17 protein-coding genes are annotated in these 12,293 nt (G+C 32.8%); 6 read left to right on the plus strand and 11 right to left on the minus strand.

The window, feature by feature from the left end; translation table 11 throughout:
• Nucleotides 1-179: 179 nt before the first annotated feature.
• Nucleotides 180-737 carry a sugar O-acetyltransferase gene (locus E0Y80_RS20235; RefSeq protein ID WP_156309463.1) on the minus strand — a complete coding sequence of 186 codons (558 nt, stop codon included), beginning with the start codon at nucleotides 735-737 and terminating at the stop codon, nucleotides 180-182.
• Nucleotides 738-932: 195 nt separating this feature from the next.
• Here E0Y80_RS20235 and E0Y80_RS20240 point away from each other — a divergent pair, with 195 nt between their 5' ends.
• Entirely contained in the window at nucleotides 933-1,829 is an 897-nt protein-coding gene (locus tag E0Y80_RS20240) for a metallophosphoesterase (RefSeq protein ID WP_156309464.1), read from the plus strand.
• A gap of 409 nt (nucleotides 1,830-2,238) precedes the next feature.
• Nucleotides 2,239-2,757, plus strand: coding sequence for an RNA polymerase sigma factor (locus tag E0Y80_RS20245; protein ID WP_156309465.1), 519 nt, complete (start codon nucleotides 2,239-2,241; stop codon nucleotides 2,755-2,757).
• A 55-nt stretch (nucleotides 2,758-2,812) separates the two neighbouring features.
• On the opposite strand, the gene E0Y80_RS20250 is transcribed toward E0Y80_RS20245, so the two are convergent.
• The 7 genes from E0Y80_RS20250 to E0Y80_RS20280 form a co-directional block, all read right to left on the minus strand.
• Nucleotides 2,813-3,511 carry a lycopene cyclase domain-containing protein gene (locus E0Y80_RS20250; RefSeq protein ID WP_197091701.1) on the minus strand — a complete coding sequence of 233 codons (699 nt, stop codon included), beginning with the start codon at nucleotides 3,509-3,511 and terminating at the stop codon, nucleotides 2,813-2,815.
• Nucleotides 3,511-3,969 carry a sterol desaturase family protein gene (locus E0Y80_RS20255; protein WP_156309467.1) on the minus strand — a complete coding sequence of 153 codons (459 nt, stop codon included), beginning with the start codon at nucleotides 3,967-3,969 and terminating at the stop codon, nucleotides 3,511-3,513. Before E0Y80_RS20255 ends, E0Y80_RS20250 begins: the two co-directional genes overlap by 1 nt.
• A gap of 2 nt (nucleotides 3,970-3,971) precedes the next feature.
• A complete protein-coding gene (locus E0Y80_RS20260; protein ID WP_231596120.1) occupies nucleotides 3,972-4,331 on the minus strand; it encodes an SRPBCC family protein in 360 nt (119 codons plus the stop codon).
• A 105-nt stretch (nucleotides 4,332-4,436) separates the two neighbouring features.
• Complete coding sequence (locus E0Y80_RS20265; RefSeq protein ID WP_156309468.1) at nucleotides 4,437-4,901, minus strand: hypothetical protein; 465 nt, start codon at nucleotides 4,899-4,901, stop codon at nucleotides 4,437-4,439.
• Entirely contained in the window at nucleotides 4,898-5,734 is an 837-nt protein-coding gene (locus E0Y80_RS20270; RefSeq protein WP_156309469.1) for a phytoene/squalene synthase family protein, read from the minus strand. The genes E0Y80_RS20265 and E0Y80_RS20270 overlap by 4 nt, the downstream gene beginning before the upstream one ends.
• A complete protein-coding gene (locus E0Y80_RS20275) occupies nucleotides 5,718-7,211 on the minus strand; it encodes a phytoene desaturase family protein (protein WP_156309470.1) in 1,494 nt (497 codons plus the stop codon). Before E0Y80_RS20275 ends, E0Y80_RS20270 begins: the two co-directional genes overlap by 17 nt.
• 4 nt (nucleotides 7,212-7,215) lie before the next feature.
• On the minus strand, nucleotides 7,216-7,869 hold the full coding sequence (locus tag E0Y80_RS20280; protein ID WP_156309471.1) for a MarR family winged helix-turn-helix transcriptional regulator: 654 nt from the start codon (nucleotides 7,867-7,869) through the stop codon (nucleotides 7,216-7,218).
• A 401-nt stretch (nucleotides 7,870-8,270) separates the two neighbouring features.
• On the opposite strand from E0Y80_RS20280, the gene E0Y80_RS20285 reads away from it, so the two are divergent.
• The gene (locus tag E0Y80_RS20285) at nucleotides 8,271-8,462 is read left to right on the plus strand and encodes a cold-shock protein (protein WP_156309472.1); all 192 of its coding nucleotides are present in this window, start codon (nucleotides 8,271-8,273) and stop codon (nucleotides 8,460-8,462) included.
• A gap of 143 nt (nucleotides 8,463-8,605) precedes the next feature.
• Here the strand turns inward: E0Y80_RS20285 and E0Y80_RS20290 are convergent, their stop codons facing one another.
• A complete protein-coding gene (locus E0Y80_RS20290) occupies nucleotides 8,606-9,802 on the minus strand; it encodes an MFS transporter (RefSeq protein WP_156309473.1) in 1,197 nt (398 codons plus the stop codon).
• Between the two features lie 204 nt (nucleotides 9,803-10,006).
• Here E0Y80_RS20290 and E0Y80_RS20295 point away from each other — a divergent pair, with 204 nt between their 5' ends.
• Together E0Y80_RS20295 and arsC are read left to right on the plus strand one after the other, a co-directional pair.
• Entirely contained in the window at nucleotides 10,007-10,558 is a 552-nt protein-coding gene (locus tag E0Y80_RS20295; protein ID WP_156309474.1) for a hypothetical protein, read from the plus strand.
• Between the two features lie 28 nt (nucleotides 10,559-10,586).
• Nucleotides 10,587-10,931 (plus strand): arsenate reductase (glutaredoxin), encoded by a 345-nt coding sequence (arsC, locus tag E0Y80_RS20300; RefSeq protein WP_156309475.1) that lies wholly within the window; start codon nucleotides 10,587-10,589, stop codon nucleotides 10,929-10,931.
• Nucleotides 10,932-10,965: 34 nt separating this feature from the next.
• Here the strand turns inward: arsC and rraA are convergent, their stop codons facing one another.
• Both rraA and E0Y80_RS20310 read right to left on the minus strand, forming a co-directional pair.
• A complete protein-coding gene (gene rraA / locus E0Y80_RS20305; RefSeq protein ID WP_156309476.1) occupies nucleotides 10,966-11,448 on the minus strand; it encodes a ribonuclease E activity regulator RraA in 483 nt (160 codons plus the stop codon).
• 279 nt (nucleotides 11,449-11,727) lie between these two features.
• Nucleotides 11,728-11,919 (minus strand): CsbD family protein, encoded by a 192-nt coding sequence (locus tag E0Y80_RS20310; RefSeq protein WP_156309477.1) that lies wholly within the window; start codon nucleotides 11,917-11,919, stop codon nucleotides 11,728-11,730.
• A 142-nt stretch (nucleotides 11,920-12,061) separates the two neighbouring features.
• On the opposite strand from E0Y80_RS20310, the gene E0Y80_RS20315 reads away from it, so the two are divergent.
• The gene (locus tag E0Y80_RS20315; RefSeq protein WP_156309478.1) at nucleotides 12,062-12,214 is read left to right on the plus strand and encodes a hypothetical protein; all 153 of its coding nucleotides are present in this window, start codon (nucleotides 12,062-12,064) and stop codon (nucleotides 12,212-12,214) included.
• Nucleotides 12,215-12,293: the final 79 nt, after the last annotated feature.

Raw genomic sequence — 12,293 nt, forward strand, 5'->3', positions numbered from 1 at the left:
ATTGTTGAAGAGTATTGGGCTTAGTATTGTTGAAGAGTATTGGGGTGAAAGGATTGGGGGAAAGTATTGGGGTGAAAGGATTGGGGGGAAAGGATTGGGGAAAGTATTGGTGTGAAAGTTTTGGGCCATTGGTTTGGGGGATTGGTTTGGGGGATTGGTTTGGGGGTGATTAAATTTTATTAAATATTCTTAATTATTTTGGCGGGGGTGCCGGCGACTACTACATTGTTGGGGACGTCTTTGGAGACGACGGATCCTGCGGCTACGACTGAATTTTCTCCAATGGTTACTCCTTGTAGGATGGTTGCATTGGCTCCTATCCAGGCGTTTCTTTTTATGTGGATTGGCTTTGTTATTAATCCTGAACGTTCATCTGGGTTTAGAGCGTGTCCTTCTGTTAGGATGCTAACTTTTGGTGCTATTAAAACATTATCCTCAATAGTAATGGAGGCCAGGTCTAGAAATACACAATCGAAATTTATAAATACATTCTTTCCAATTTTCAGGTTTTTGCCATAATTGATATATAATGGTGTAAAAATTCCCACTGAAGGGTCAATGTCAGATCCTGTAATTTGGCTCAACAATTCACGGATTTCCTGGGGATCAGATGAATTATTCATTTTTATTAACAATTCTTTGGTCTTAAACGAGGCTTCTCGAAGTTTAAAGGCTTCTGGATCATTCGGCATTACAGTTGCACCTAATTTAAGTCTATTAAAAATATCGTTTTTCATGTTGTGGATTTAACTAACAAAATGTTATGGGTATTTATTCTTTCTTATATTATGTAAAATTCTGTAATAATGTCGCTTATTTTTTATTTTTAATATATACTCTAGTTTAAATAAATACTATTGGAAGTGTCTATCTGTATTAGATAAGGTATTATATTTAGTTATTAAATGAATGTATTAACTAACCAACTTTATATGAAATATCAAATTTATCAGCTTTGTTTTTTATTGTTCATTTTTCTTAATCTTAATGGATATGCGCAGGTAAATAATCAGAATTTAAGGATTGGTTTGATTGCTGATATTCAATATGCAGATAAGGATGATGGAAAGACTAGGTTTTATAGGGCTTCTTTGGATAAGTTGGATGATGCTATACATTCTTTGAATCAGGATTCTTTAAATTTTACAGCTGTATTTGGGGATTTTGTGGATGAAGGTCCCAAGGATCTTGAACCGATTTTAAGTAGATTGAAAAAACTTAATGCCCCTTTTTATGGATTATTAGGTAATCATGATTACCCGAAGGAATTTGATTCTAAGCTTTATCAAAAGTTTGGAATGCAGAAAGATTATTATGTGGTAAATAAAGGGGAGTGGCATTTTATTTTTTTGAACAGCAATGAACTTTCTTCTTATGCTGTTGAAAAGGGCTCTAAAATGGAAAAGGAGTTTTTGGAATTGGAAAGTCGTCAGAAAGCCTTGGGTCGAGAAAATGTGCAGCCCTGGAACGGTGGCATAAGTAAAACTCAAATGACTTGGTTAAAAAAGGAGATTAATCGTGCAGAAAGGGCTGGGAAAATAATCATTGTATTTAGCCACCATCCTATTTTGCTGGAGAATGGTTTGGAAATATTAAACAATCAGGATTTATTGAAAGTATTAGTAAGTCATAGGTCGGTCAAAGCTGTAATATCTGGACATCATCATACCGGTAATTTTGTGAATTATGAAGGCTTACCGTTGATTACTCTGGAAGGCATGGTGGAAACAAAGGACCAAAATGCTTACGGAATTTTAGAAATCAGGGATGAACATTTAGAGATTAAGGGTTTTGGCCGATTGGTCAGTAGGCTTATTGAGATAAGATAATACATGCAAAGATTGCCTTAATAAATATTGCTTGAACTCTTTTAAGGGTTGAAAAGCAATATTATATAATGCTTTATTAGAGGTTTATTGTGGGTTTGTATTTAAACTCATAATATGATAAACTACTTTAATTAAAATAATTTGAGAAAAGAATTGAGTTGAAATCATCTACTCCAAAGTGTTAAGGAAATGTTAAAATTACCGAATATTGATAAAAAACATGTAGTGAATTATAGACATTTCTTTATTCATTTTAGTCAATTTATCATTTTGCAATAATTAATAAAACATCATAAAAGTCTATTAAACAATTTATTACAATACAATAACAATATTTTTTGCCATTTCATGTATTTACGCATAGTGTTTGAATAAGTAAGAGCACACATAAACTATAAACACTAACAAAATGGGAAAATTTAACTTCAATAAAGATGTGATGGGCCAGTCCCAAGTATTAATGGATTATGCGAAAAAATTCACAAACAATTCGAACGATGCCGAGGACTTATTGCAAGATACTTTGATTAAAGTTTATAAGTATATTGACAGTTATAAAGAAGGAACTAATTTAAAGGGCTGGATTTATACCATTATGCGTAATACTTTTATAAACAATTATCGAAGGAAAACGATCAGTAATGGAATTGTTTCTCAGAAAGAGGAATTAACAGCTTCAGACCTTTCGAAGTCTGCGGTTAGGAATAATGCTGAAAATACATTTATGGGAGCTGATATTCAGGAGGCGTTGATGAAACTTCCTGAAGCATATTACACACCTTTTGTTATGTATTTTGAAGGCTATAAATATTATGAAATCGCTGAACATCTACAGATACCTGATGGAACTGTAAAAACAAGAATCCATGTTGCACGTAAAATGCTACAAAAAGATCTTTCGGTTTATAAGATGTCAAGAATCGCATAAATCCAAGAAGAAGTAAATTTTCGACTTAGAATATTAAATAGGATGATGAAGGACGCTAGCTTTTAGTTAGCGTTTTTTTTGCAGTAAATTTTTTGAAAAAATAGAGAACAAGCAAGAACTGTGAATATCCATATACTGCATCTTCAATTGGTATGGTTAGCAAACGTATACCTAAAAAATTGTCGGGATTATAGTTAACGATTGGGCTTTCAATACCAGTTCCGGTCAAAACGCCGTTAACGGGAAAAAAACCGAGCATAAGAATTGTAAATACTAATGATGCTTTTCCAATCCAGTCTACCCGAGCTATGAAATGAAGAAATATAACGGTGCCTAATGTAGCAATAGCAGTCACCAAGGTATAGATCTTATCATGATGCAAGAGACCGATTAATGAGCAGACGATTATAGTAATAAATACTATTAGATTATTGAAACCTTGAAGCCAATTTAGGTTGAAAAATTTATCGATACAGTAGTACGTAAAAATGCAGGAAAAGGGGATACAGATAAAAAACAACCATTCTTCCAAAGGTAAACCCGCAATAACCAACCCTAAGGTATACTTAGTATCAAACCACCAAACGCCATGGGCGGTGAACCAGATATCCCAAGCGATAAAGGGAATAGCGACAATAACAGCAGCGAGAAGAAAGCTTCCAAAATAATGATCGAAACGAATTCTTCTATCAAATGATGCTATAAAACAGATTATAACTGTAAAGAAAAGTATAAGGATATAGGTGTATTCCATTATTTCTTGACTGAATTAAAATACATTTTAAAATACTTTATAGGAACATATAGAAAACCAAAGCATTCGCCATGGTATTTACCTGTATGCTTATGATGTTGTTTATGAGCTCTGCGTAATGCTAAGAAATAAGGATTTTCTGTTTTAGTTAGCAATTTGATTCGTTGATGGATAAAAATATCATGAACAAAAAAATAGGCCATTCCATAAAGCATAATGCCGAGTCCAATGAAAAATAGTTCATTATAATTATCCAGGGATCCAAAATACATCAAGGCAATAGTAGGTATGGCGAATATGACAAAGAAGTAATCATTTTTTTCTAATGGTCCATCATTGCTGTGGTCATGATGATCCTTATGCAGAACCCATAAGAACCCATGCATAATATATTTATGTATGATCCAGGTAGCACCCTCCATTAAAATAAAAGTTAGCAAGGTTATCAAGACATTCATAATTAACTTTTTTTATTAAACAACTTATTTAATATCACTTTTCTATAATCAAAGATACCCTCTAGTTTATGTTTGACAAGCAAGCTGTGCGCTATATTTCCAATCATACCAAATGGCAACTCATATGTTACGGTATCTTTCATTAAGACGCCATCTAGATGAGGAATAAATTCATGGTAATGATTCCAATAACGATAAGGACCCCTCTCCTGTTCATCCGTAAAACTCTTAAATTGATCAACCTGGGTAATAAGTGTCCTCCATTTTAAAGGAACATTCAAAATAGGTGAAACAATATATTCAATGACCATACCTTCATAGATCTCCTCTCCCAATTCTTTAGTCAAAACCTTAAATTTCATATTATTTGGAGTAATCTCTGATAGATTATAAGGTGATGAAAAGAATTTTCATGCCGTTTCTAAGTCAATCTTTAAGATCTGCTCTCGTTTCAATTCATATCTCATTTAATCCTCCAATAAATTATTGACATTTTTTAATACGACTTCCGATGCTAAAAGTTTACGGTTGTTTCTAATAAATTCTTTGTCCTCTTTGATATTTGATTTATATCCAAGGAAAGAAGGTGCATTTTTTTGGATAGATAGCCTTATAAAACGAATTTCCGGATTTTGAGGTTCTTTTTTTATTGCATCTTCAATATACTCACGACCTTGCTTAAATGTTTTTAATTTTGATAATGGGTTTGAAGCATGGTTTGCCCAGATGCTCCTCAATCCACCTAAGTAGGCCAAATGTGTAGCTGAGTTATATTTGGAATTCTCTAATTTATCAATCATCGATTTACACAAACCTTTGTCCTCAAAGCATTTGGTATAATTTATTCGGACCTCATCGGTATCGGTAGCGAAGGAGAATGTACTAATTAATAAGAATATAGAAATGATACTTATAAAATTCCAATTGATCATAACCAAGCTGATTTATATCTGACATAACTTTTAAAAGCCACATAAGCCTTTTCAGAGTTAGCTACCCGAACTCTATTATTTAAGATTTCATGGGAGGATTTGCTCCTAATCTTTTTGAATAGGGATAGATAATATTTATAAGCAAGGTATACCCCAAACATAGCTGAACTAGGCAGTTTTTTAATGCCAACCAAAGCTTCCTTAAATTCAGCATGGATCTCAGTTTCAATTTTTTCTTTCACCTCATTATTGAAAACTTCCATATCAATGTTTGGAAAATAAGTCCTGCCAAGGATGTGGTAATCGTCTTTAAGATCCCTTAAGAAGTTTATTTTTTGAAATGCTGACCCAAGTTTCATAGCATAGGGTTTTAGGTTTTCATACTGTTCCTTATTACCCTCGGTAAAAACCTGTAAGCACATCAAACCAACCACTTCAGCGGATCCAAAGATATATTCTTTATATAAATCAGAATTATAATCTATTTTCTGCAGGTCCATAGCCATACTATGCAGAAATTGATCGATTAAATTACGGTCAATTTTATATTTATGAACCGTTTCTTGAAAAGATTGAAGGATAGGATTAATGGATATCCCTTCAATTAAGGCATTATCAGTTTCAATTTTTAATCTACGAAGTAATTTTTCTTTGTCATAGCCATGAAAACTATCAACGATTTCATCCGCCAATCGAACATATCCATATATGGCATAAATGGCATTTCTAATATTTGGTTTCAAGGCTAAAATCCCTAGGGAAAAGCTAGTGCTGTACTTTTTAGTAATTACCTTACTAACAGAAAAGGACAGTTCATCAAATAGTTGTTTCATAGGTCTTTTTATATAGATTATTAATTTCTTGAGCGACTACCTTACCTGATATGATTGAAGGTGGCACACCAGGTCCCGGAACGGTCAACTGACCGGTATAAAATAAATTATTCAATTTTCTATTTCTGATTTTGGGTTTTAGCACAGCGGTCTGTCTTAGCGTATTGGCAAGACCATAGGCATTTCCTTGATACGCATTATAATCTTCAACAAAATCACTTACACAGTAACTCCTTTTAAATTCTATTTTATTATATAGATCCTGAATTCCCGTATGTTTTTCGATTCTTGACAGCATTTCCTTTAAATACCTTTCGCGGGTATTTTCATCATCACGTAAGCCTGTTGCCAGTGGCATTAAGAGGAAAAGATTTTCCTTATTGACCGGGGCGACATTTGGGTCCGTCTTTGATGGACAGCAGGCATAAAACAGCGGCTTTTCTGGCCACATTTTATCGGAATAAATATAATGAATATGACTATCTAAGTCGTTTTCAAAAAACAAGGTATGATGGTTTAGATTTGGAATTTTTTCACTTATACCCAGATAATAGATTAAGCTGGATGGGGCAAAAGTTTTTTTTGACCAATATCCTTCTTCATAATTTCTATACTCCTTATCCAGTAAAGTTTCGGTATGATGATAATCAGAAGAAGCAATTACGGCATCAAAATCATGGTCAATGCCATTAACCTTTAAAGATTTTACCTGTTTATTGGAGATGTTAATTTTATCAACTGGAGAATTAAAATGAAAGATTGCACCATTGTGTTCAGCAACGGTTTTCATTGCCAGTACCAGTTTATAAAATCCTCCCATGGGATAATGTGTACCTAATGCATATCCTCCATAGTTCATCAAGCTATACAATGCTGGGATGTTTTTGGGAGATGCCCCTAAAAAGATAACTGGAAACTCCATTAGAGTTCTTAGTTTCTGATTCTTAAAATAGCCGGACACATATTTTCTAAAGTTGGTTAAGAGATCTAATTTGATAGCATGTTTTGCTATTTCAAGGTTCATAAACTCAGTCCAGGAATGGCAAGGCTTATTGACGAATTTTTGCATTCCAACTTCATATTTAAATTTTGCGGATTGCATAAATTCGTCGAGCCGCTTTCCAGCGCCGGTTTCTAGACTTTCGAATAATTCTTTTAGCTCTTGATAATTTTCAGGAATATTGATACCCCCCTCTTCAAAAACCATTTCAAACTGTGGATTAAGGGAAACCAATCGGAAAAAGTCTTCAGATGTATGTCCAAAATCGGAAAAGAAATTTTCAATGATGTCAGGCATCCAATACCAACTTGGTCCCATATCGAATACATAGCCTTTGTCAGAAGAAAATTGCCTAGCTCTGCCTCCAGGTCGCGCATTTTTTTCGAAAACATGAACCTCATGCCCTTCTGCTGCGACGTATGCTGCAGCAGATAATCCTGAGAATCCAGATCCTATAATAGCAATTTTCTTTTTCATGTTTCTATTTCTTATTTTTCAATGCTTCATCCAATAAAAATTCAGCATCAATATTCTTATCATAAATATGCTGATGAAAATTCTCCAGTTTATTTAATAATCGGATCAGTTCCATTTTCTCTGGATGGGTCAAATTTCCTGTTACAATATTGGTAGCATGTCTAATTTTATCCATCTGCTTTTCTAGAACAATCAACCCCAACTCTGCAATTTTTAATACCTTGCTTCTTTTATCTTTTTCAGAATTTTTCTGTTCTACCCAACCCTGAGAGATTAACCTATTAATAATTTGAATTCCAGCAGGTTTTTCATGCACATTCTTCTTAATTAGATCCATTTTAGACATCTCGCCAAAGGACTTAAGGGTAATCAGAAATATAAAATCCTCTTGAGATGAAAAATCAGAACCAAACATTGCTGACTTGGAATAACTCTTTGCATATCTATTCATATGTACAATCAAGGTGCTAATCACACTTTCTGGAGAACGACCGGTATGCTTTCCCTCCCACTCTGGTTCTAAAAAACTTGCTTCATCCCTATAATTTTCGACGATCCAACGCTTAAAATCTGCTACTGTTCCCAAACAATTTTTACCATACTCACTTTGATAATCTGCAATCAAATCAAGTATGTCTTTGATTAAATTAACATTCATTATTAATATTTAGTATGTAAATATACTATTAAATATTATATTTAGTATTTTTTTATACTTATTTATTGATTAATACGAATATTTGAATTGAAAAATATAGGAGTGTGATGCACATCACAAGTTTGTCATTAAATTGATTTTCTATATTTTTTCAAATAATTAACTTACCTTTATATCCACAGGCTCTGCCGACGCTATTCTGAAACCGATCTGGACACACATATCTTTTTTAGTTTTTGCATTTTCAGCTGCTAAATTTATTATTGAAAAATGTGCAGTTACAATTGATTTTGCATTTCAAAACTCCATTCACAGCTCCATAACTCATAATAAATTGAATAAATTAGTAACAAAATAAAGGGGGAACTCTTTAATATCATTCAATAAATAATATAATAACAATGGAACAAGGAAAAGTAAAATTCTTCAACAACACTAAAGGATTTGGATTTATTACACCTGATAATGGTGGTGAAGATATCTTCGTACATACTACAGGATTAAGAGATAATATCCGTGAAAACGATACTGTGACGTATGACGTTGAAAAAGGTAAAAAAGGCTTAAATGCAGTAAACGTACGCGTTGCATAGTACTCCTTCAAAAGTACGTTTTACGTAATAAAATATAAAAGACCTGCTTAAACAGGTCTTTTATATTTTATTAGATTTTAATAATTTGAGGTATAATATAGTCTTAAATGGACTTATAGATTAAGAATTTAAGGATTTTTAATTTAAGCACAATCGGCAAATATATTTTTCTCTTCGGTAATTTGTTCAATTTTGTTAGATTTTCTAACGTAGAGAACTGTTATTAGGATACCTGCTAATGACATTAATGCTCCTACCAGTACTGGGGAAGTGTATCCGAATCCATTATCTAATGGTAAGCCACCGAAGTATGCTCCCAAAGCATTTGCAATATTGAAACATGCTGGACCTAAGGATGCGACTAACATTTCTGCATTGGATTTAACGGAATTTAATAGCAATAATGTTAATGATGGCACTAATGCAAATGTTGCCACTCCTGTAAGGAAAGTCATCAATAAATTCGCTATTGCGTTGCTTGCTGTAAAGTAAATTAAAAGCATACATACTATTTGTAATGCCATTACTGAAATAACTACCGTGACAGGAGAGAATTTGTCAGTAAGCTTCCCTCCGATCAGATTTCCAACAAACATGCCCAATCCAGCCAAAATCATGATGTAAGGAAGATAACTATTGCTGATTCCGGATACTTCACTCATTAATGGTGCGATATATGAAATCCAAGCAAATAATGCTCCAGGTCCTAAAGAAAAAATCAATACCATAAACCATATATTGCTATTCCTGAATATTGAAAAATCCTTCCATGGATTTTCTTTTGTGGCTCTAGGTTCAGTTTTTGGCATCCATAACTTCAAAGCTAAAATGGTCAATATCCCGATAAATGCAATTAATAGAAAGGTATACCTCCAAGAATAATGGTGACCAATATAGGTTCCTATCGGTACTCCCAATAGATTCGCTATTGTTAATCCAGAAAACATGGTTGCTACGGCCTGCGCTTCTTTTCCTTTATCTGCCAACCGACTTGCGACTACGGATCCCACGCCAAAGAATGCACCATGTGGCAATCCAGCAATAAATCTGGATGCTAAAAGAAAGTTATAATCAGGTGCTATTATGGAAAGGCCATTGAAAATCGTAAATAAGGCCATTAGTATAATCAATATTTTGGTTGGGGAGAATTTGTTTAATCCTACCACTAATAATGGAGCTCCAACAACAACGCCTAAAGCATAGGCCGAAATTAAATACCCTGCTTCCGGAATCGAAACCTGGAGGTCCTTTGCTACATCAGGCAACATGCCCATAATCGTAAACTCAGTCACCCCTATTCCTAATCCTCCTAATGCAAGGGCTAATAAACTTTTCTTCATATAAACTAATTTGATAATGCAAAAATGTTGGAATTATTTATATTATACAAATAAATTAAGTGATACAGATGTATCATAAAAATTATAATAAAAAATTATATTGCAGTTCATAAAAACGAAATCACTTTAGATTTTCTCAAACTGTAAATGATATTGTTTAAATTATATGAAACTATTTTGGATGATTTACTTTAACCTGCTATTATGAATTCTAAAAACGCATACCTTGAAATTTTAAAAGAGCAATATAATTTTGAACTTCAGAGAGAGGATAAATTTGATAAAACCTTACCTATATCACTTACAATACTTCCAATTCTTATAAGTGGAATTTTTTATGTGGTAAATACCTATTTTCCTAATAGCAGCAATCCATATATATTTTGGATAGTTTTGATTTCTCTATTGAGCATATGTGTGGCGAGTTTTTTTTGGGTAATTTCTGTGCTTCATCACACTATTGGCTACAAAGGGAAATATAAATATGGGAATGAATCGAAAGATTTAAAATCAAAATATAGTTCAATTAAAGAGTTATTTTCAGCTTCGCAATATAATAAACATGAATTAATTGCTGATCGTCTCATAGACTATCAGATTGAAAGATTAATAGAATGCAATCAAAATAATAAAGAAATAAATGATAGAAGGGCAGCATCTTACCATGGTTATAGGGTAATTTTAATGTTCATAATTTGCCTTGCTACTTTACTGTCAATAATTCTAATTATAGAGAAAATAGGAGTATTTATTTAGATTAACATTACTCAAATCAAGAAAGACTATGATCAAAATCTACCATAACAATAAATGCAGTAAGAGCAGAGAGGCACTCGAAGTTTTAAAGAAAGGTAATGAAGAATTTGAAATTCAAGAATACCTAAAAAATATCCCTAATAAATCAGAATTAACAAACATTCTTAAAATGCTAAAGCTAAAGCCTATAGAATTGATACGGAAAAATGAATCGATTTTCAAGGAGTATTATGCTGATAAAGATATGAGTGATTCAGAATGGATTGATGTTATGATTGAGCATCCCATTCTAATTGAACGGCCAATCGTAGTTAGGAATGGTAAAGCAGCAATTGGAAGACCGATCGAAAAAATTATTGAATTATTGAAGTAATAAAAAGAGGCATTCAATGAAATGCCTCTTACTTTTAATATTCTTTTGGTGAGACAACAATTCCATCATCATCACAATAAACGTAATGTCCTGGTGTAAATTTTATATCAGCAAATTGAACTTCGATATCCTTTTGCCCGCCTTTTGTTTTCTCACTTCGGTAAGGATTAGTTCCTAAAGCCTGAATACCGAAATTTAGTTTAGCAATTTCCCAAGTATCGCGAATAACTCCATTGACTAATACCCCTCGCCATCCATTTTTTATGGCAATTCTACACATGTTATCGCCCATAAGAGCCCTCCTATCCGACCCGCCACCATCAATGACCAGTACTTTTCCGTTTCCGTCTTCAGAAAGGATTTCCTTAATAAGCTCATTCTCTTCGAAAACTTTAACCGTCACTATCTTACCGTGAAAGTTTGTTCTCATACCAAAATTTCTGAATCCAATAGGTTTTGCCACTTGCAGGTCAGAGATAAATATATCACAAAGATCTGCTGTATAAATAATTTTCATAAAGATGATTGTAATTAATTAACCAACATTGCAATGTAGCTATTGTTTTGATTAAATAGTCTATTTTCCAAGAAGATTTGAAAATAAATGTTATCAAACAATAAAAACATTAATAACAGAAAATAGGCATCTTTATTCTATTAAAATATTAAGATGAATAAGAAATAATTAAGATAGAAAAAGGTTTTAAGTCTTGCTGTTTGGAAAATTTGGTATAAAAAGAAACCGTATCAAATATTGAAATTTGATACGGTTTCCTTCTTATAAGACCTCGAGATATTATCTATCTAAGTCTTTTAGCCAACTTTGAACTTCTTCACGAGTTTTACCCGTTTTTTTCTGAAGTTTTCCGTAAAGCTCATCTTCTTTTCCTTCAACATACAATAGATCATCATCCGTTAGATCTGCATATTGTTGCTTTACTTTACCTTTTAAGATATTCCATCTTCCTTTTAAATCTAATGAATCCATAATACTTTTAATTTTTAAATGTTCTTATATAATTAATGTGTGTTGTATATATTGAACAAGGCTAGATTTAAATCGTTGGATTTTTTTTGAATTAATTGAAATGCTTTCACAAACCATTGTATTATAAAATTGTTCTTAGATTATGGATTTAAACAGAACATTTACACATACACATATGGAACGCGATATTAAATTCAGCGTAACCTATGATCCGCAGACTCACTCTTTCAATGTAGTGGAAGACGATAGCAAGAATTATATTTTAAAGTTTTCAGGAAAAAGCTGTATCGGGTGAATACTAAGCTTTTATAGAGATTCTCAAAGAAGTCAGGTAACGATTTGGTAACGGTGCTTATTGCTTTGTTCTTCAATAC

Origin of the sequence: Sphingobacterium endophyticum (assembly GCF_009733535.1) — a bacterium.
Classification (GTDB): domain Bacteria; phylum Bacteroidota; class Bacteroidia; order Sphingobacteriales; family Sphingobacteriaceae; genus Sphingobacterium; species Sphingobacterium endophyticum.

Coding starts and splice junctions, on each gene's coding strand:
- E0Y80_RS20315 (WP_156309478.1), top strand. CDS start 12,062: ATGGATTTAAACAGAACATTTACACATACACATATGGAACGCGATATT.
- E0Y80_RS20260 (WP_231596120.1), bottom strand. CDS start 4,331: ATGAAATTTAAGGTTTTGACTAAAGAATTGGGAGAGGAGATCTATGAA.
- arsC (WP_156309475.1), top strand. CDS start 10,587: ATGATCAAAATCTACCATAACAATAAATGCAGTAAGAGCAGAGAGGCA.
- E0Y80_RS20265 (WP_156309468.1), bottom strand. CDS start 4,901: ATGATCAATTGGAATTTTATAAGTATCATTTCTATATTCTTATTAATT.
- E0Y80_RS20250 (WP_197091701.1), bottom strand. CDS start 3,511: ATGGAATACACCTATATCCTTATACTTTTCTTTACAGTTATAATCTGT.
- rraA (WP_156309476.1), bottom strand. CDS start 11,448: ATGAAAATTATTTATACAGCAGATCTTTGTGATATATTTATCTCTGAC.
- E0Y80_RS20270 (WP_156309469.1), bottom strand. CDS start 5,734: ATGAAACAACTATTTGATGAACTGTCCTTTTCTGTTAGTAAGGTAATT.
- E0Y80_RS20290 (WP_156309473.1), bottom strand. CDS start 9,802: ATGAAGAAAAGTTTATTAGCCCTTGCATTAGGAGGATTAGGAATAGGG.
- E0Y80_RS20235 (WP_156309463.1), bottom strand. CDS start 737: ATGAAAAACGATATTTTTAATAGACTTAAATTAGGTGCAACTGTAATG.
- E0Y80_RS20285 (WP_156309472.1), top strand. CDS start 8,271: ATGGAACAAGGAAAAGTAAAATTCTTCAACAACACTAAAGGATTTGGA.
- E0Y80_RS20255 (WP_156309467.1), bottom strand. CDS start 3,969: ATGAATGTCTTGATAACCTTGCTAACTTTTATTTTAATGGAGGGTGCT.
- E0Y80_RS20275 (WP_156309470.1), bottom strand. CDS start 7,211: ATGAAAAAGAAAATTGCTATTATAGGATCTGGATTCTCAGGATTATCT.
- E0Y80_RS20295 (WP_156309474.1), top strand. CDS start 10,007: ATGAATTCTAAAAACGCATACCTTGAAATTTTAAAAGAGCAATATAAT.
- E0Y80_RS20310 (WP_156309477.1), bottom strand. CDS start 11,919: ATGGATTCATTAGATTTAAAAGGAAGATGGAATATCTTAAAAGGTAAA.
- E0Y80_RS20280 (WP_156309471.1), bottom strand. CDS start 7,869: ATGAATGTTAATTTAATCAAAGACATACTTGATTTGATTGCAGATTAT.
- E0Y80_RS20240 (WP_156309464.1), top strand. CDS start 933: ATGAAATATCAAATTTATCAGCTTTGTTTTTTATTGTTCATTTTTCTT.
- E0Y80_RS20245 (WP_156309465.1), top strand. CDS start 2,239: ATGGGAAAATTTAACTTCAATAAAGATGTGATGGGCCAGTCCCAAGTA.